The organism is Pseudomonas sp. Kh14 (genome assembly GCF_900291005.1).
GTDB lineage: Bacteria > Pseudomonadota > Gammaproteobacteria > Pseudomonadales > Pseudomonadaceae > Aquipseudomonas > Aquipseudomonas alloputida.
The window spans coordinates 673,578-691,236 of sequence record NZ_OLKJ01000034.1 but is presented as its reverse complement, the minus strand read 5'-3'; the positions used below and the strand labels follow the sequence as shown (position 1 = coordinate 691,236).

The 17,659-nt window shown below is 60.8% G+C and carries 15 protein-coding genes, 1 other RNA gene and 1 pseudogene; 11 read left to right on the top strand and 6 right to left on the bottom strand.

The features are described from left to right. The 6 genes from smc to FQ668_RS20335 all read left to right on the top strand — a co-directional run bounded on the left by smc (position 1) and on the right by FQ668_RS20335 (position 9,309). The gene (gene smc, locus FQ668_RS20360; RefSeq protein WP_019438873.1) at positions 1–3,489 is read left to right on the top strand and encodes a chromosome segregation protein SMC; all 3,489 of its coding nucleotides are present in this window, start codon (positions 1–3) and stop codon (positions 3,487–3,489) included. Positions 3,490–3,694: 205 nt separating this feature from the next. Next, entirely contained in the window at positions 3,695–4,585 is an 891-nt protein-coding gene (gene zipA, locus FQ668_RS20355) for a cell division protein ZipA (RefSeq protein WP_144180607.1), read from the top strand. Positions 4,586–4,821: 236 nt separating this feature from the next. Further along, positions 4,822–7,152, top strand: a complete 2,331-nt coding sequence (ligA, locus tag FQ668_RS20350; RefSeq protein WP_144180605.1) for an NAD-dependent DNA ligase LigA — start codon at positions 4,822–4,824, stop codon at positions 7,150–7,152. A gap of 227 nt (positions 7,153–7,379) precedes the next feature. Continuing rightward, an RNA gene (gene ffs, locus FQ668_RS20345) (signal recognition particle sRNA small type) lies at positions 7,380–7,476 on the top strand. 155 nt (positions 7,477–7,631) lie between these two features. After that, entirely contained in the window at positions 7,632–8,024 is a 393-nt protein-coding gene (locus FQ668_RS20340) for a GNAT family N-acetyltransferase (RefSeq protein WP_014590213.1), read from the top strand. Between the two features lie 94 nt (positions 8,025–8,118). After that, the gene (locus tag FQ668_RS20335) at positions 8,119–9,309 is read left to right on the top strand and encodes an MFS transporter (protein ID WP_014590214.1); all 1,191 of its coding nucleotides are present in this window, start codon (positions 8,119–8,121) and stop codon (positions 9,307–9,309) included. On the opposite strand, the gene FQ668_RS20330 is transcribed toward FQ668_RS20335, so the two are convergent. After that, on the bottom strand, positions 9,256–9,699 hold the full coding sequence (locus FQ668_RS20330) for a helix-turn-helix domain-containing protein (RefSeq protein ID WP_019438870.1): 444 nt from the start codon (positions 9,697–9,699) through the stop codon (positions 9,256–9,258). The two genes, FQ668_RS20335 and FQ668_RS20330, sit on opposite strands and share 54 nt — an antisense overlap. An 83-nt stretch (positions 9,700–9,782) precedes the next feature. Here FQ668_RS20330 and FQ668_RS20325 point away from each other — a divergent pair, with 83 nt between their 5' ends. Beyond that, positions 9,783–10,271: a DUF2938 domain-containing protein gene (locus FQ668_RS20325; RefSeq protein ID WP_019438869.1), complete on the top strand. Its 489-nt coding sequence runs from the start codon at positions 9,783–9,785 to the stop codon at positions 10,269–10,271. A 242-nt stretch (positions 10,272–10,513) separates the two neighbouring features. Here FQ668_RS20325 and FQ668_RS20320 read toward each other — a convergent pair whose 3' ends face one another. The 3 genes and pseudogenes from FQ668_RS20320 to FQ668_RS29065 form a co-directional block, all read right to left on the bottom strand. Next, a complete protein-coding gene (locus FQ668_RS20320) occupies positions 10,514–11,014 on the bottom strand; it encodes a GNAT family N-acetyltransferase (protein WP_080557775.1) in 501 nt (166 codons plus the stop codon). 35 nt (positions 11,015–11,049) lie between these two features. Continuing rightward, a complete protein-coding gene (locus FQ668_RS29195) occupies positions 11,050–11,115 on the bottom strand; it encodes a hypothetical protein (RefSeq protein ID WP_223279181.1) in 66 nt (21 codons plus the stop codon). Positions 11,116–11,131: 16 nt separating this feature from the next. Then, positions 11,132–11,326 (bottom strand): annotated as a pseudogene (locus FQ668_RS29065) (recombinase family protein); the annotation flags it as partial. A gap of 841 nt (positions 11,327–12,167) precedes the next feature. Here FQ668_RS29065 and FQ668_RS20310 point away from each other — a divergent pair. Further along, positions 12,168–12,443 (top strand): hypothetical protein, encoded by a 276-nt coding sequence (locus FQ668_RS20310; protein ID WP_023390429.1) that lies wholly within the window; start codon positions 12,168–12,170, stop codon positions 12,441–12,443. Between the two features lie 143 nt (positions 12,444–12,586). Here FQ668_RS20310 and FQ668_RS20300 read toward each other — a convergent pair whose 3' ends face one another. Continuing rightward, a complete protein-coding gene (locus tag FQ668_RS20300) occupies positions 12,587–13,393 on the bottom strand; it encodes an ABC transporter substrate-binding protein (RefSeq protein WP_014590217.1) in 807 nt (268 codons plus the stop codon). A gap of 121 nt (positions 13,394–13,514) precedes the next feature. Here FQ668_RS20300 and dnaX point away from each other — a divergent pair, with 121 nt between their 5' ends. From dnaX to recR, 3 genes are all read left to right on the top strand, one after another. Continuing rightward, a complete protein-coding gene (gene dnaX / locus FQ668_RS20295; RefSeq protein ID WP_144180604.1) occupies positions 13,515–15,584 on the top strand; it encodes a DNA polymerase III subunit gamma/tau in 2,070 nt (689 codons plus the stop codon). Positions 15,585–15,647: 63 nt separating this feature from the next. Beyond that, positions 15,648–15,983 (top strand): YbaB/EbfC family nucleoid-associated protein, encoded by a 336-nt coding sequence (locus FQ668_RS20290; protein ID WP_003254305.1) that lies wholly within the window; start codon positions 15,648–15,650, stop codon positions 15,981–15,983. A gap of 358 nt (positions 15,984–16,341) precedes the next feature. After that, on the top strand, positions 16,342–16,944 hold the full coding sequence (gene recR, locus FQ668_RS20280) for a recombination mediator RecR (protein ID WP_003254304.1): 603 nt from the start codon (positions 16,342–16,344) through the stop codon (positions 16,942–16,944). A 112-nt stretch (positions 16,945–17,056) separates the two neighbouring features. Here the strand turns inward: recR and FQ668_RS20275 are convergent, their stop codons facing one another. Next, the gene (locus FQ668_RS20275; RefSeq protein ID WP_009683910.1) at positions 17,057–17,605 is read right to left on the bottom strand and encodes an adenine phosphoribosyltransferase; all 549 of its coding nucleotides are present in this window, start codon (positions 17,603–17,605) and stop codon (positions 17,057–17,059) included. Between the last annotated feature and the right edge of the window lie 54 nt (positions 17,606–17,659).

Below are 17,659 nucleotides of genomic sequence, written 5' to 3'. Positions count from 1 at the left end.
ATGCGCCTGAAGTGCATTCGCCTGGCCGGGTTCAAGTCGTTTGTCGACCCGACCACGGTCAACTTCCCCAGCAACATGGCGGCCGTGGTCGGCCCAAACGGCTGCGGCAAGTCCAATATCATCGACGCGGTGCGTTGGGTGATGGGCGAGAGTTCGGCGAAGAACCTGCGCGGCGAGTCGATGACCGACGTCATCTTCAACGGCTCCAGTGGCCGCAAGCCGGTCAGCCAGGCCAGTATCGAACTGGTGTTCGACAACAGCGAAACCACCCTGGTCGGCGAGTATGCCGCCTACGCCGAGATTTCGATCCGCCGCAAGGTTACCCGCGACGGGCAGAACAGCTATTACCTCAACGGCACCAAGTGCCGACGGCGTGACATCACGGATATTTTCCTCGGGACGGGTCTGGGGCCGCGCAGCTACTCGATCATCGAGCAGGGCATGATCTCCAAGCTGATCGAGGCCAAGCCCGAGGAGCTGCGCAACTTCATCGAGGAAGCGGCTGGCATTTCCAAATACAAGGAGCGCCGCCGCGAAACCGAGAACCGCATCCGCCGCACCCAGGAAAACCTGGCGCGCCTGACCGACCTGCGCGAAGAGCTCGAGCGCCAGCTGGAGCGTCTGCATCGCCAGGCCCAGGCAGCCGAGAAGTACCGTGAGTACAAGGCTCAGGAGCGGCAGATGAAAGCGCGCCTGTCTGCCTTGCGCTGGCGAGACCTGGACGAACAAGTACGCCAGCGCGAATCGGTGATCGGCGATCAGGGCGTTTCTCACGAGGCACTGGTGGCCGAGCAGCGCAATGCCGATGCCAGTATCGAACGCCTGCGCGACGGTCATCACGAACTGTCCGAACGCTTCAACCAGGTGCAGGGCCGTTTCTACTCGGTAGCCGGTGACATCGCCCGGGTCGAGCAGAGTATCCAGCATGGCCAGCAGCGCCTGCGGCAGTTGCAGGACGACTTCAAGGAAGCCGAGCGCACACGCCTGGAAACCGAATCGCACCTGGGGCACGACCGTACTTTGCTGGCGACTTTGGGCGAAGAGCTGGCCATGCTCGAACCCGAGCAGGAAATGACCCTGGCTGCTGCCGAGGAAGCCGCTGCCGCGCTGGAAGAGGCCGAGCTGGGGATGCACGGCTGGCAGGAACAGTGGGACAGCTTCAACAGCCGCTCCGCCGAACCGCGCCGCCAGGCCGAAGTGCAGCAGGCGCGCCTGCAGCAGCTGGAAACCAGTCTTGAGCGCCAGGCCGAGCGCCAGCGCAAGTTGGTCGAGGAGCGCGAGCAACTGGGCAGCGACCCGCAGGATGCCGCCATGCTCGAACTGGCCGAGCAACTGGCCAGCAGCGAAATGCTGCTGGAAGAACTGCAGCTCTGCGAAGAGCAGGTGATCGAGCGCCTGGAAAGCGCGCGCGAGCAACTGCAGCAGGCCACCCAGGCGCAACAGCAGGCACAGGGCGACCTGCAGCGCCTGGGCGGGCGCCTGGCCTCGCTTGAAGCCTTGCAGCAGGCCGCCCTGGAGCCGGGCGCAGGTGCTGCGCAATGGCTGCACGGCCAAGGGCTGGAGCAACAGCCGCGGCTGGCCGAAGGCCTGCGGGTGGAGCCGGGTTGGGAGCTGGCGGTAGAGACGGTGCTTGGCGCCGATCTGCAGGCTGTGCTGGTGGACGATTTCAACGACCTCGATTTTGCGGGCCTGGAACAGGGTGAGCTGCGCTTGCTGCTGGCCGTCGGCGCGGGGGCGACGTTGCCCGGCAGCTTGCTGGAGAAGGTCGAGGGCCGTATCGACCTGGCGCCCTGGCTGGGCCAGGTAAGGCCTGTGGAAGACCTGGCCCAGGCGCTGGAGCAGCGCGGGGCGCTCGGCGAAGGGCAGAGCCTGGTCAGTCGCGATGGCTACTGGGTCGGCCGGCACTTCCTGCGGGTACGCCGGAGTGGCGAGGCCGAAGGCGGCGTGTTGGCGCGCGGCCAGGAAATCGAACGCCTGGGCCAGGAACAACTGGAACAGGAAGCGGCGCTGGAGCAACTCGATCAACAGTTGCAGGCCCTGCGCGAGCAGCAACTGGACCTGGAGGAGCAGCGCGAACAGTTGCGCCGCCGCACCCAGGATGAAAACCGCCTGCACGGCGAGCTGAAGGCCAGTCTTTCGGCCAGCCGCGCGCGCGCCGAGCAGGTCGAACTGCGCCGCCGCCGCTTGCACGAAGAGCTGAGCGAGCTGGAAGAACAGCGCGCCCTGGAACACGAGCAACTGGGCGAAGCGCGCCTGCTGCTGCAAGAGGCTTTGGAGCTCATGGCCCAGGACACCGAGCAGCGCGAACAGTTGATGGCCCGCCGCGACACCCTGCGCGAAAGCCTTGACCGGGTGCGTCAGGAAGCCCGCCAGCACAAGGACCACGCTCACCAGCTGGCGGTGCGCCTGGGTTCGTTGCGTGCCCAGCACGACTCCACCCGCCAGGCGCTGGAGCGTCTGGAGCAGCAAGCTGCACGCCTGACCGAGCGCCAGGAACAACTGAGCCTGAACCTGGAGGAGGGTGAAGCTCCGCAGGAAGAACTGCGCCTGAAGCTGGAGGAGCTGCTGGAGCGGCGCATGAGCGTCGACGAGGAAATGCGCCTGGCTCGCCTGCACATGGACGAAGCTGACCGCGAACTGCGCGATGCCGAAAAACGCCGCACCCAGGCCGAGCAGCAGGCCCAGCTGCTGCGTGGTCAACTGGAGCAGCTGCGCCTGGAGTGCCAGGGCCTGGATGTGCGGCGCAAAACCTTGCAGGAACAGTTGCTGGCCGATGGCTATGACCTGCAAGGCGTGCTCGCCACCCTGGAAGCCGAGGCCAGCGAGCAGGGCACCGAGCAGGAGCTGGAACAGCTTGAAGCGCGCATCCAGCGCCTGGGGGCGATCAACCTGGCGGCCATCGAAGAATACGAGCAGCAGTCCGAGCGCAAACGTTACCTGGACGCCCAGGACGCCGATCTGGTCGAAGCGCTGGAGACCCTCGAAAACGTCATCCGCAAGATCGACAAGGAAACCCGCAACCGCTTCAAGGATACCTTTGATCAGATAAATGCCGGATTACAGGCACTTTTCCCAAAAGTTTTCGGGGGAGGCAGCGCTTATCTGGAACTGACGGGCGAAGATTTACTCGATACAGGGGTGACGATCATGGCGCGCCCACCGGGCAAGAAGAACAGCACCATCCATTTGCTGTCCGGCGGCGAGAAGGCACTGACCGCCTTGGCGCTGGTGTTTGCCATCTTCAAGTTGAACCCCGCACCGTTCTGCATGCTCGACGAGGTCGATGCACCGCTGGACGATGCCAACGTCGGGCGCTACGCGCGTCTGGTCAAGGAAATGAGTGAAAGCGTGCAGTTCATCTACATCACCCATAACAAGATTGCGATGGAGATGGCGGACCAATTGATGGGGGTGACCATGCATGAACCAGGTTGTTCACGCCTTGTTGCGGTTGATGTGGAGGCGGCCATGGCCATGGTCGACGCGTGATGCACGACAATAGGGGCACATTCTGCAGCGAAATGCCCCCGCCGTGTGCGACAGACGGTGTAAAGTTGTCTTTGGTCGTGCTAGCTTAATGTCACTCGTTTTTTGCGTGGGTAAAACGCCTGTCAGAACATAGAGTTGGCGCCACGTGTTAAAGGGCTTTGAACCCTTTGTTTTCAAGCATATTTTTATAGAGGCACGGGATTACATGGAAATCGGTCTGCGCGAGTGGCTGATCCTCATCGGCATCATTGTTATCGCCGGGATTCTTTTCGACGGCTGGCGCCGCATGCGCGGCGGGAAAGGCAAGTTGAAATTCCGTCTGGATCGCAGTTATTCCAACCTGCCGGACGAAGAGGGTGGCAGTGCCGAAGTGCTCGGCCCGTCGCGAGTGCTCGATACCCACAAGGAGCCTGAGCTGGACGAAAGCGACCTGCCGTCGCTCAGCGCGTCTGCGCGTGATCGCGAGCGTGAGCCCAAGCCGGTCAAGGCCAGCAAGCGCGGCAAGCGTGCCAGTGCGGCTGCCGATGTGCAGCAGGGTGACCTGAACCTGAGCGCCGAGCCGCGCGAGCCCGACCTGTTTGCCGACAGCGATGACGAGTTTGCCGCCGACAACAACCGTAGCAGCGCAGCGCCTGCCAGCAACAGCGTCAAGGAGTTGCCACCTGCCGAAGAGGTGCTGGTCATCAGCGTGATCTCCCGCGACGAGGGTGGCTTCAAGGGCCCGGCGCTGCTGCAGAACATCCTGGAAAGCGGCTTGCGCTTCGGCGAAATGGACATCTTCCACCGCCACGAGAGCATGGCCGGTCACGGCGAGGTGCTGTTCTCGATGGCCAACGCAGTCAAGCCTGGCGTGTTCGACCTGGACGACATCGATCACTTCAGCACCCGCGCGGTGAGCTTCTTCCTCGGCTTGCCGGGCCCGCGTCATCCGAAGCAGGCTTTCGACGTGATGGTTGCCGCGGCACGCAAGCTGGCCCACGAACTGAACGGTGAGCTCAAGGATGACCAGCGCAGCGTGCTGACCGCCCAGACCATCGAGCACTACCGCCAGCGTATTGTCGAGTTCGAGCGCCGTGCGCTGACCCAGAAGCGCTGACAGATCCAGACGAAAGAGCAGCCTGAGGGCGTGCTGGCCGGTTCGGGTATCGTCGTTGCCTGTGCCGGCCTCTTCGCGGTTAAACCCGCTCCTACAGGTACATCACAGCCCTGGAAGCATGTGATGCCCTTGTAGGAGCGGGTTTACCCGCGAAGAGGCCGGCACAGTCAATAGGCACCTGGAACCCCACGCACACCCCAAGCTGCTCTTTTGCTTTGCAAGAGAAGACAAATCCCATGACCGCCGAAACCCGTATCCTCGAACTGCGTGCCGAGCTCGATCAGCACAATTATCGCTACTACGTGCTCGACGAGCCCAGCGTGCCCGATGCCGAATACGACCGCCTGTTCAACGAGCTCAAGGCGCTGGAAGCCGAACACCCGCACCTGTTAACCCCTGACTCGCCCACCCAGCGTGTGGGTGGAGCTGCCATGGCGGCGTTCAGCCAGGTGCGCCACGAAGTGCCGATGCTCAGCCTGGGCAACGCCTTCGAAGAAGCCGACCTGCGTGAGTTCGGCCGTCGCGTGGTAGAAGGCCTCGATCAGCCTGGCGCGGTCGACTACAGCTGCGAACCCAAGCTCGATGGTCTGGCCGTGAGCCTGCTGTACCGCGACGGCCAGCTGGTGCAGGGCGCCACCCGTGGCGACGGCACCACTGGCGAAGACATCAGTGCCAACGTACGCACCGTGCGCAACATCCCGCTCAAGTTGCAGGGTAAGGGCTGGCCGGCAGTGCTGGAGGTGCGCGGCGAGGTGTACATGAGCAAGGCCGGTTTCGACCGGCTCAATGCCGCCCAGGCCGAGGCCGGTGGCAAGACCTTCGCCAACCCGCGCAACGCTGCCGCTGGCAGCCTGCGCCAGCTGGATTCGAAAATTACCGCCAGCCGCCCGCTGGAGTTCTGCTGCTATGGCGTCGGCCAGCTGTCCGAAAGCATCGGCGACAGCCACATCGGCATCCTTGAACAACTCAAGGCCTGGGGGCTGCCGATCAGCCGCGAGCTCAAGCATGCGGCGGGCATCGAAGAATGCCTGGCCTACTACCGTGACATTGGCGAGCGGCGTAACAGCCTGCCGTATGAGATCGACGGGGTAGTGTTCAAGGTCAACAGCCTGGCCGCCCAGCGCGAACTGGGCTTTCGCGCCCGAGAGCCGCGCTGGGCGATTGCCCACAAGTTCCCGGCCATGGAAGAGCTGACCGAGGTGCTGGACGTTGAGTTCCAGGTTGGCCGTACGGGTGCCGTAACGCCTGTGGCTCGACTGAAGCCGGTCAAGGTGGCCGGTGTGACCGTGTCCAACGCCACCTTGCACAACATGGACGAAATCGCCCGCCTGGGCCTGCGCATCGGCGACACGGTGATCATTCGCAGGGCCGGCGACGTGATCCCGCAGGTGATGCAGGTGGTGCTGGAGCGTCGTCCGCAAGACGCCCGCCCGGTAGAAGTGCCAAGCGAGTGCCCGGTGTGTGGTTCGCAGGTCGAGCGCACCCAACTGGTCAAACGCAGCAAAGGCAAGGAAACCACCAGCGAAGGGGCGGTGTACCGCTGCGTCGGCCGCCTGGCCTGTGGCGCGCAGCTCAAGCAGGCGATCATTCATTATGTGTCGCGCCGTGCCATGGACATCGACGGCCTGGGTGAAAAGAGCGTCGAGCAGTTGGTGGACGAGGGCCTGATCGGCTCGCCGGCTGATTTGTACAAGCTGCAGTTCGAGCAGGTCGTCGGCCTTGAAGGCTTTGCCGAGGTGTCGACCCAGAAGCTGCTGGATGCCATCGAAGCCAGCAAGCGCCCGAGCCTGGCGCGCTTCATCTACGCGCTGGGCATCCCGGATGTCGGCGAGGAGACTGCCAAGGTGCTGGCCCGCTCGTTGGGCAGCCTGGCGCGCGTGCAGCAGGCATTGCCGCAGGTGCTGACCTATTTGCCGGACATCGGTCTCGAAGTGGCCTACGAGATCCACAATTTCTTTGAAGACGAGCACAACCAGAAGGTTATCCAGCAGCTGCTCGACAGCGGTATGCAGTTGCAGGACGAAGGCGAGCTGGCTGCCGAATTTGCCGCCAGCACCACCTTGGCCGGGATGATCGCCAAGCTCGACATTGCCTCCGTCGGCCCGACCGGTGCCGAGAAGTTGGTGGCCAAGCTCGACAGCCTGGACAAGATCATCGCCGCCGACGGCATTGACCTGCGCCAGGCCCTGGCGGCCAAGCAGGCCGACGCAGTGCGTGAGTTCTTCAAGGATGAAGCCAACCAGAAACTGGCTCGGGACATCGAAGCGCAGCTGCTGGCGTTCGGCATGCACTGGAGCAGCGAGAAGAAGGTGGCCGAAGGCTTGCCGCTGGCCGGCCAGACTTGGGTGCTGACCGGTACGCTGGAGCGCATGAGCCGCGACATTGCCAAGGACAAGCTGGAAAGCCTGGGGGCCAAGGTTGCCGGTTCCGTTTCCGGCAAGACCCACTGTGTGGTGGCAGGGCCGGGGGCAGGTTCCAAGCTGGCCAAGGCTGCTGAGCTGGGTGTGAAGGTGCTGGACGAAGATGCCTTCGTCACATTCCTGGCCGAACAGGGCATAGCGGTCTAGGCATCCGTGCCCCCCCCTGTGGGGGGCAACTGTCTTGCTCAAAACTCGAAAAGCCTGCGCGGTCGCCCGTAGGAGCGGGTTTACCCGCGAAGAGGCCCGTCCAGGCCGTCTCGACCCTGACAAGTCATTGAGAAATGATGACTTTTTCTGCCGCAGTGGTTGTATCTGCTCCAAAGACCGGTACAATGGCGCCACTCGCTGCTCAGCGAGGCATGTAGTGGTGGCCCCATCGGTCCCCCCGCATTGATTACCCGTTAACCTGGTCAGGCCCGGAAGGGAGCAGCCATAGCGGGAACATCGAGTGCCGGGGTGTGGCTGGTGGGGCCGCCTCCATTTCTGTAAATCCTTGAACGCTCAAGGATCCCTCGCTCAAAAAATACCTTAGTCAATGTGCCAAAGCGCATGACGTGTCGACGTTCCAACTTCTGCTCTGCGAGAATGCCAGAAGGCCATACCGCCTCCAGAACGGACGCTGTGCCATGGACAGCCTTCCTACCCTCGAAACCTCGCGCCTGATACTCACGCCGCTGCAGCTGGGTGACGCACCCGCTATTCAGCGACTCATCGGCAGCATCAGCCTCTATGATCAGCCGGGTAACAACCGGGGCTTCTGGCTTGCCACTGAATGGCAGAGAAACGGCTACATCCGCGAGGCCTGTGTGGTCATCAACGAGTACTGGTTCGAGACGCTTGGGCGCTGCGTCATGCAGGTGCCCAAGGCAGCGAGCAATGACAGATCGCGCAGTGTTTCCGTGCATGAAGGCATGCGCCTGGTCGGGACTGAAGCGGGGCATTTCGTCTGTGGCGCTGTGCTCAAAGAGATCTGGGAGTTGAGCCGCGATGAGTGGCGTCAAAGGGCGGCGGTCGTTTAGGTACTGAAGTGACGATCTAAACGTCAGCAAATGCATGCCTTCGCCAGTGCCTTGCCATGATAGAAAGCAGTCCCTTTCAGCAAGGACTGCTTACATGAAGTCTTCTGCATCCCCGCCACGGTTTCAGCAGTTTACCGTGTTCTGCATTGCCTGTTTCCTACTGTCCATCAGCTACGGCACGACGTTTTTGCTCTCGATGTGGGTGCAGATGCTGGGTGGAACTGCGAGCGATGCTGGGCAGGTATTTGCAGTCGCGATGCTGAGTACGCTGCTGTCTGTGGTGAGCTCGGGGCATCTGTTGCAGCGCGTTGGTGCTGCTCGCGCTATCGCTACCGGGGCGTTCTGCCTGGTCGTGGCGTCAGTAGGTTTTGCCGTCGTGCCCGGTCTGGGCGGCGCGTTGTTGGCGTGTGGCTTGATGCTCGGAGTCGGCTGGGGGCTCTTCTACACGGTAGGGCCGATCATGGTTGCTCAAATGGTCGAGCCATCACGCCGCACGCATTGTTTTGCATTGCTCTCCGGCAGCATGTTGACTGGCATAGGTACTGGGCCGTTACTGGGCAAGTTCGCGGCCTTTGTGGGTCTGCCTACCCAGCTCGCTTTTTGGGTGGCGGCGTGTGCTGCAGGGTTGGCGGGGGCGTACTTTGCTTGGCTCGGTTCGACTTCGCGGGGGCAGCGACCGACTGAGAAGGTGCAGATTGGTTTGGCGTCCGCACTCAAAGTGATGCGTTCGCGATCAGGCTTGTCGATCCTGATGGTGGGGCTGGGTGGGGCGATTTTCGGCACCATGGGCAGTTTCCAGACCAGCTATGCCGAGCGCCTTGGGCTTGATTACTCGATCTTCTTCATTGGCTTCATGGGTGCTGCGATTGCCTGCAGGCTCTTGCTGGCCGGCTGGGTTGTGAAGCAACCGCCGCTTGCGACCTCGTGGGTTCTAACCTTGATCATGGCCACCGCCGTACTGGGGTTTGATCAATGGGTGCACAGCGCCGAGCGCTATCTGGCGATGGCCATGCTGCTGGGCGTCGGTTATGGCTTGAACTACTCCGTGATTAACGGGTTGGCTGCCAACGAGGCGCCGGTGGGCCTTACCGCGCAAGCGCTGCTGCTGTTCAGCCTGTCGTATTTCATTGGTGTGTTCGGGTTCCCCTACGTAGCCAGCCAATTGATCACGCAGCTAGGCATCAACGCGATGATGTTAAGCATTGAAGGCGTTACGCTGTTGGTTGTAGGGCTAAGTACGGCGAGATGGCTGGCTTCGCGTTTTTCCAGGCCCGCGCTGGTGTAGGTGCGTTTCCCCCAACGCCCCTGCGGCTGACAGCTTCATCAAGCGCTGAAATTTCGGGCAGGCCAGGTGATCGTCCTCCGGGCACTGTGCTGCATGCCGCAGCCCCTTGCTCATTGCTTGCAAGCGCTTGATACGTGCATCGATTTCGTCTGCTTTGGCTATCAGCATTTGCCGATCAACCTGTAGGTCCACCAGCATTACCCCCACTTCATCCAGCGAAAACCCCGCAGCCTGCCCCAAGGCGATCAGCGCCAACCGGTCTGCCACATCGGCTGAAAATTGCCGACGCTGGCCGTGCCCGGCGAGTGACTTGAGCAAGCCTTTCTTCTCGTAATAACGCAGTGTCGAAGCGGGTACGCCTGTGCGTTTGGCGACGTCGGCAATGTCCATTTCGGGCCCTTGACTTGAAGTTGACTTCAACTTCTATGCTGCGCGGCATGGGTAATGACCGTCAATCATCGAGGGCTTGTTCAATGACGTTTACTGCGATGTTTTTAGCTGCATTGCCGATTGGCATCGGTGCCACTGTAGTTATGGACCTGTGGGGGCTGCTGCTGAGGCGGCTGGGTGTTGCCACACTGAACTTCGCCATGGTCGGGCGTTGGGCGGGGCATCTGCTGGGCGGGCGAGTGTTGCACCAAGCGATTGCCAAAGCGGAACCGGTGCGAAATGAGTTGGCGTGGGGATGGGTGATTCATTATGCCATCGGTGTGCTTTTCGCGATGCTGCTGGTTGTGATCGTCGGGGAGGGCTGGTTGCGATCGCCTACTCTTTTACCTGCAGTCGTTGTGGGTGTGGGTACAGTTGTGGCGCCGTTGTGCTTCATGCAGCCAGCGATGGGGGCAGGGTTCTTTGCGTCCAGGACGCCGACACCTGCGCGGAACTGCCTGAAGAGTCTGGCCACGCATTTTGTGTTTGGTGTGGGGTTGTTCTTGAGTGCGGTTTTGCTGGCTTCGGTGTGAGGGCGGGGAGTTCGGTCAGAGGCTGCGTACAGTCAATATTCCTGCAAATAGGCCTAGTGGGCACGAAGCTGCAAAATGCGATATTTGCGAAGATGAATCCCAATAATTGTGGCGACCGGTCTTGGGCGCCAAGCGTGAATTATGCCTGTGACGTTACCGTTTCGCTGATACGGGATTCTCCCTGGCGAACGGACGATATTCTCTATGAGACGGAGTCCAAATCATGTGATCTGAATCCGGGGTTAAAGCACCAGAACCAAAGGGTCTTGTTCCCTCCTTTCAGATTTGAATCCTGCTCGTTTATAAAATGGATAACTCCTGTCACTTGGCCATACAACTAACAGCTCGCACTTATCTACGATTGCCTGGTCCTTGACAAAGCGCAGCAATTGCTCACCGACCCCATTATTCCGATAGGCAGGTCTTACGTAGACATTCGTGACATATCCCCAGTAACCATTGATTTCGCATGGAGAAGGTATTTTGCTCACTAAAATCAGAGAAGCAACACCTATCAACTCTGCATCTTTTTCAGCGACGTAGTTTATTAAATTTCCCGTAGCTTCTAATTCTTCCTCTCTTTTCAGGAATTGCTCTGTAAATCGGGCCTTATCTACAGGTGGCTCAGTTTCCTCATCATCGCTGCATAAAGCCCAGCGTAGTTCGGCGAGTGCCGATAATTCGGCAGTGGTAGATTTTCGTATATTGACTTTATTACAGTCGAGGGAGTTGTCTGCTTTCATGTCTATACCTTGCTTTATTTATGATTCTGCAGTGTTTAGTCCTGGTGCGCTGCTTTTAATTTGAGAATGGTTTGTCGGGTAGTGCTGAATTCACGAGCCACAGCACTAACCGTGATCCCCGTGAGAAGTCGTTCTAAGTAGCAGATCCTTCTCAAGCTCAGCGACCGTCGAGATCACCTGCATGGTCATTTTTCCCGCCGGACTGGTCAGATTTACGCCGCCCTGCGCCACGCAGTGAGCTCTGATACCAGACGCGGTCAGTTGTTCCACTGTTTTCCTGACATCCATAGCATTTCGTACAAGACGATCCAAGTCGTGTGCAGAGTCGGGATAATGGCCTGGAACCTGTCGGAATTTTAGTTGGAGGACAAATCCCAGACGCCCCGTATCGGTAATCCCCGGTACCAGGGAAAGCTTGTCAGTAAGCAAACGCCACTCGTCCCTGTCATCAAAAGCCTTCTCCTGTGACAACATCCCAACTCCCTGAATCTTCAATGTGTAATCGCTATGGTAACCATCCACAGCTGAGTGATTTTTACTCAGATCCAGTTCAAAAAGTCGGCTTTTGCATTTTGCGGCTTCGCTCCCACCAGGCAATAAGCATTACCCCTGGAGAAACTGCGCCGAAGTAGCACAGGAGCACGCCCGTCCATGGTGAAAATTATCGGAGCTTGCGCAATTCCCCCATCGAGTATCTCGTCTTCACTCTGCATGTGTCCATTGAACGCTTGAGTGGTACAGCGCATTTTCGATTCCTTTTGTTAGATGAATGAAGGCTCAGGTCAAGTTGCCTAGGGGCATGATAAATGCGATGAACTTGGCAGTCGCGGGCTCGGCGTGTTTTTAGAACGATCTGACATGAGCCTGAGAAAACTCCTACCGATCAGATGAGTGCGGCGAATTATCCTACGATCTCCGTCGTCTCACGTCTGATTGTTCCGGTCAACCTCGCCCACTAGGCTTTCGCGGTCGCTGTCAGTTCAGCGATCGGGTGTGGAAGCCTGGGTGGTTTGGCGGCTGTCGATATGACGGTTGTGCGTGGGAGGCCTTCGGGCCTGCCGGGTTTGCCATACCCCTGGTCTTCCACCCCGCGTACAACTGTCACCCTAAGTGTGGAAGCGAAAGGGTGCTCTCAGCCCGGCATGGTGAACTCATGAAAAAACTGGTCCCCGATCCACCCCACGTCTTCGATCTTCCCCAAGGCAAATCCCTTTCCCGCGCCATGAGCGAAGGCATCGTCCCGATGGAGTTCGCGTTGATGAATGTTTCCCACTACCTGATGTTCGCCTACAGCGATAGCCGCCGGGCGCTTGAGCGTATTCAGGACGAAGAAACCAGGCAGTTATTGGAGCATGGTTTGCGGGCCATGCAGATTGCCTGGGGGCAGGCGGATGCTGTCAGCTTGGCGTTTGAACGTAAAGGCCGCTGATGTTGAGTTTGTGAGTGTGCCGCTGTGGGAGCGGGCATGCCCGCGAAGAATATAACGCGGTGGATGGCACCGGCTATGCCGGTGTTCGCGGGCAAGCCCGCTCCCACAGTGTTTGCGCAAGCGTTCGCGAAATGAGCAGGGCGTTAGTTGCGCTGGCTGTGTGCCGGCATTTTGCTGGGTATTTCGGGCCGGGCCACAGACATACTGTCCGGGTCGCCCGTTCCTCCATACCGCTGCAAAATCCGCTCGATCTCCCCCGACTGCTTCATTCTTACCAACGCCCGCAACAACCCTTGTGTCGGTATCGCCGGATCGTTGCGCACCATGCACCCCAAATCCTGTTCGTCCAGCACTGCCAGCGCTTGCAATTGCTGCTCCGCTGGCAACCCTTGGTTGAACCACTGCAACGACAACTGGTTGCTCACCGCATGGCGATACCGGCCTGCCTGCAGCTTTTGCAGCACCAGCAACTGATTGCGGCTGTCCTCACGGTGCAGCTGGCCGTGGTCCAGCAGTGGTTGCAGGGTTGAATAGGTGTAGCCCAGCACCGTGCCGATCGCCTGGGGTGGCAGTTGCTCCGGGGGTATCGGGGTGCTGTCGTCGGCGCGGCCAACCAGTACGTCGCGCTGATGAATCAGCGGGATACTCCACACAAAATCCCTTGGGCGGTCGTTGAGCCACTGGGTACTGACGTAGCAACGCACATCAATGTCGCCGCTGCTCATGGCCTCCTCCAGACGCAGGCGGGCCATGACGTGGAACTCGGGGCGAGCGCCCACTTGCCTGGCAACGGCTTGCATCAGGTCGTACAGCAATCCCTCCACTGGCTGATCGCCTTCGATGCGTACCAGGGGCATGCTCCAGCTCTCGGTTACGGAGAAGCGCAGCACCGGCTGGTCAGCCAGGCTGTTTGTAGACCACAGCAGTAACAGGGCCAGCAGTCTTCGCAAAGGCAATCCTCTCTGGACAATGCGCCATTCCAAGCTTAGACGAGTTGCGCAGGGTGCAATTTTGCCCCCGCTCCGCTAGCATTAGCGATCTTCCGCTCGATCAGGCTACGATGGTTTTTCGATGAGTTATCAGGTTCTTGCACGAAAATGGCGTCCGCGCTCGTTCCGCGAAATGGTCGGCCAGACCCATGTGCTCAAGGCCTTGATCAATGCCTTGGACAACCAGCGCCTGCACCATGCCTACCTGTTCACCGGTACCCGCGGGGTGGGCAAGACGACCATCGCCCGTATTATCGCCAAGTGCCTGAACTGTGAAACCGGCATCACCTCCACGCCCTGTGGCACCTGTTCGGTGTGCCGGGAAATCGACGAAGGCCGTTTCGTCGACCTGATCGAGATCGACGCCGCCAGCCGTACCAAGGTCGAGGACACCCGCGAACTGCTCGATAACGTGCAGTACGCCCCTAGCCGTGGGCGCTTCAAGGTCTACCTGATCGACGAAGTGCACATGCTCTCGACCCACTCGTTCAACGCCTTGCTCAAGACGCTGGAAGAGCCGCCGCCCTACGTCAAGTTCATCCTCGCCACCACCGACCCGCAGAAGCTGCCGGCCACCATCCTGTCGCGCTGCCTGCAGTTCTCGTTGAAGAACATGAGCCCGGAGCGGGTGGTGGAGCACCTCAGCCACGTACTGGCCGCCGAGAACGTGCCGTTCGAGGAAGATGCCCTGTGGCTGCTGGGGCGTGCGGCCGACGGCTCCATGCGTGATGCCATGAGCCTGACCGACCAGGCCATCGCCTTCGGTGAAGGCAAGGTACTGGCCGCCGATGTACGTGCCATGTTGGGTAGCCTCGACCATGGCCAGGTGTATGGGGTCTTGCAGGCACTGCTCGAAGGCGATGCCAGGGCTTTGCTGGAGGCCGTGCGTAACCTGGCCGAGCAAGGGCCGGACTGGTCGGGCGTTCTGGCCGAAATGCTCAATGTGCTGCACCGTGTAGCCATTGCCCAGGCGCTGCCCGAAGCGGTCGATAACGGCCAGGGTGATCGCGAGCGGGTATTGGCGCTGGCTTCGGCGCTGCCGGCCGAGGATGTGCAGTTCTATTATCAGATGGGCCTGATTGGCCGCCGTGACCTGCCCCTCGCACCGGACCCGCGCGGTGGCTTCGAGATGGTGCTGCTGCGTATGCTGGCGTTCCGCCCGGCAGACACGGACGACGCACCGAAGCCGGTGCTAAAGCCAACGGGGATCAGCCAGGCCACAGCTGATCCTGCAGGGCAGGTGGCAGCCGCGGCGCCGGTCGCGCTTTCATCGCCTGTCGCGGCTGTGCCGGCGCAGCCTGTTGCGCAAGCCCCGCAGCTGGAGGTGCCTGCACCCGCGACGGCTGATCATGAGCCGGAGGCCGAGGCAGATGTTGAGCTGAAGGCCGAAGCCGAGGCCATCTCCGTGCCTGAGCCGGTCGCCGAAGTGGTCGACCTGCCGTGGGAAGAGCCTGCCGTTGCACCCGCGCCGTTAGCGGCTGAACCTGCGCCTGAACCGGCACCTGCGCCCGAGCCTGTTGCCCCGGTGGCGCCCACACAGGCCGCCCCGGCACACGACGAGCCGCCTTTCGACCCGTCTGCCTACGCTGCCGTGGGGATGGAGCGCGACGATGAGCCGCCGCTTGACGAAGACTATTACGGCGGCGAGAGCGATCCGGCAGGTTTCAGCTACCTGGACGAATTGGCCGAACATGTTCAGGAAGACAAACCGGCTGCCGAACCGTTGCCGGCAGCCAAACCGGCCACCGGCCTGGCCTTGCAATGGCTGGAATTATTCCCACAGTTGCCTGTGTCCGGGATGACAGGCAACATCGCGGCAAACTGTACGCTGATTGCCGCCGATGGCGACGACTGGTTGCTGCACCTGGACCCGGGCCAGGGGGCGCTGTTCAACGCCGCCCAGCAGCGGCGCCTGAACGAAGCGCTCAACCAGCACTTGGGGCGCACGCTGAACCTGCGCATCGAGCTGATCCTGCCCGAGCAGGAAACCCCGGCTCAGGCGGCAGCACGCAAGCGAGCCGAGCGCCAGCAGGACGCCGTCGCGTCGATCGAGCAGGATCCGTTGATCCAGCAGATGATCAAGTTGTTCGGCGCCAAGGTGCGGCAGGATACTATTGAGCCTGTAGAAGCCCTGGTCAGTCAGGGCCAGTAACCGATAACCATGCGGCCGGCCCGGTGCCGGGCCGCATCACATGACCCAATCGAGGTATACCCCATGATGAAAGGTGGCATGGCCGGCCTGATGAAGCAGGCCCAGCAGATGCAGGAAAAAATGCAGAAGATGCAGGAAGAACTGGCCAACGCCGAAGTCACCGGCCAGTCCGGTGGCGGGCTGGTGAGCGTGGTGATGACCGGTCGTCATGACGTCAAGCGCGTCAGCATCGACCAGAGCCTGATGTCGACTGATGAAGATGACAAGGAAGTACTGGAAGACCTCATTGCCGCTGCGCTGAACGACGCCGTGCGCAAGGTTGAGCAAAGCAGCCAGGAAAAGATGGGCGGCATGACCGCCGGCATGCAGCTGCCGCCAGGCTTCAAGATGCCGTTCTAAGGCATTGAGGTACTCAAGAACGCCGCTGATATCAGCGGCGTTTTTTTTGCGTAGATTTCAACCCAGACGCGGTCTGCTTTTTTATGTCGGGACAACTGTTTTGCTCGAACTTTGAAATTTTGCACGATCACTGTGGGAACGGGCATGCCCGCGAACACGGGCGAAGCCCGTGCCATCCACTGTGCAGCCTGCTTCGCGGGCATGCCCGCTCCCACAGTGATCACACTAGCTTTTCAGTTTTGTGCAAGGCAGTTGCTCTCATAAAACTGCAGGCCGCGTAGACTTGGGGTGACCTGATTTGACGCCACCGCCCCCGCTGGGTATAAACCGCCTCTTATTGAATTGTCAGGCCTTTCCCATGAGCTTCAGCCCTCTCATCCGCCAACTGATCGACGGCCTGCGCATCTTGCCAGGCGTTGGCCAGAAAACCGCCCAGCGCATGGCCCTGCAACTGCTCGAGCGCGACCGCAGTGGCGGGCTGCGCCTGGCTCAGGCCTTGACCCAGGCCATGGAAGGGGTAGGGCATTGCCGCCAGTGTCGCACCCTCACCGAGCAGGAACTGTGCCCGCAGTGCGCCGACCCGCGCCGTGACGACACCCAGCTGTGCGTGGTCGAGGGGCCGACCGATGTGTATGCGGTGGAGCAGACGGGCTACCGTGGCCGTTACTTCGTGCTCAAGGGGCACCTGTCGCCGCTGGATGGCCTGGGGCCTGAGGCGATCGGTATTCCGCAGCTGATGGCGCGGATCGAAGAGCAGGGCACCTTTACCGAGGTGATCCTGGCGACCAACCCGACAGTGGAGGGGGAGGCGACGGCGCATTACATTGCCCAGTTGCTGAGCGAGAAAGGCTTGGTGGCGTCTCGCATTGCCCATGGTGTGCCACTGGGCGGCGAGCTGGAGATGGTGGACGGCGGTACCCTGGCCCATGCCTTTGCAGGGCGCCGGCCCATTTCGCTCTGATTCATTGGGGCCGCTTGGCGGCCCATTCGCGGGTAAACCCTACAAAAAATGCGCGGCCTTTGTAGGAGCGGGTTTACCCGCGAATGGGCTGCAAAGCAGCCCCAAAGCCCACTCAGTACTCGCTTAGGGAAAACTCGGTCAGGCAGAAGGTAGGCACCCCCGCCGCTTGCAATCGACGCGACCCGTCCAGTTCCGGCAGGTCGATGATCGCTGCCGCCTCGAACACCTGCGCCCCGGTACGACGCACCAGGTTGGCCGCCGCCAGCAGCGTACCGCCAGTGGCAATCAGGTCATCGAAGATCAGCACCGAGTCGCCTTCACACAGGCTGTCGGCATGCACTTCCAGGAAGGCTTCGCCGTACTCGGTCTGGTAACCCTCGCTCAACACGTCAGCCGGCAGCTTGCCCTGCTTGCGGAACAGGATCAGCGGCTTGTTCAGCTGGTGGGCGATGATCGAGCCGATCAGGAAGCCCCGCGCGTCCATGGCGCCGATGTGGCTGAATTCCGCCTCGACATAGCGCTCGATGAACTGGTCGGCCACATAGCGCAGCCCGCGTGGTGACTGGAATAACGGGGTAATGTCGCGGAAGATCACACCCGGTTTGGGGAAGTCCACTACCGGGCGGATCAGGGCTTTGAGGTCGAAGGCGTCGCTGTGCATTGTTGCGGGTATCCTGGGAAAACGAATGCCCAAGTATACCCGCTAAAGACCAAC

Coding starts and splice junctions, on each gene's coding strand:
- smc (WP_019438873.1), top strand. CDS start 1: ATGCGCCTGAAGTGCATTCGCCTGGCCGGGTTCAAGTCGTTTGTCGAC.
- zipA (WP_144180607.1), top strand. CDS start 3,695: ATGGAAATCGGTCTGCGCGAGTGGCTGATCCTCATCGGCATCATTGTT.
- ligA (WP_144180605.1), top strand. CDS start 4,822: ATGACCGCCGAAACCCGTATCCTCGAACTGCGTGCCGAGCTCGATCAG.
- FQ668_RS20340 (WP_014590213.1), top strand. CDS start 7,632: ATGGACAGCCTTCCTACCCTCGAAACCTCGCGCCTGATACTCACGCCG.
- FQ668_RS20335 (WP_014590214.1), top strand. CDS start 8,119: ATGAAGTCTTCTGCATCCCCGCCACGGTTTCAGCAGTTTACCGTGTTC.
- FQ668_RS20330 (WP_019438870.1), bottom strand. CDS start 9,699: ATGGACATTGCCGACGTCGCCAAACGCACAGGCGTACCCGCTTCGACA.
- FQ668_RS20325 (WP_019438869.1), top strand. CDS start 9,783: ATGACGTTTACTGCGATGTTTTTAGCTGCATTGCCGATTGGCATCGGT.
- FQ668_RS20320 (WP_080557775.1), bottom strand. CDS start 11,014: ATGAAAGCAGACAACTCCCTCGACTGTAATAAAGTCAATATACGAAAA.
- FQ668_RS20310 (WP_023390429.1), top strand. CDS start 12,168: ATGAAAAAACTGGTCCCCGATCCACCCCACGTCTTCGATCTTCCCCAA.
- dnaX (WP_144180604.1), top strand. CDS start 13,515: ATGAGTTATCAGGTTCTTGCACGAAAATGGCGTCCGCGCTCGTTCCGC.
- FQ668_RS20290 (WP_003254305.1), top strand. CDS start 15,648: ATGATGAAAGGTGGCATGGCCGGCCTGATGAAGCAGGCCCAGCAGATG.
- recR (WP_003254304.1), top strand. CDS start 16,342: ATGAGCTTCAGCCCTCTCATCCGCCAACTGATCGACGGCCTGCGCATC.
- FQ668_RS20275 (WP_009683910.1), bottom strand. CDS start 17,605: ATGCACAGCGACGCCTTCGACCTCAAAGCCCTGATCCGCCCGGTAGTG.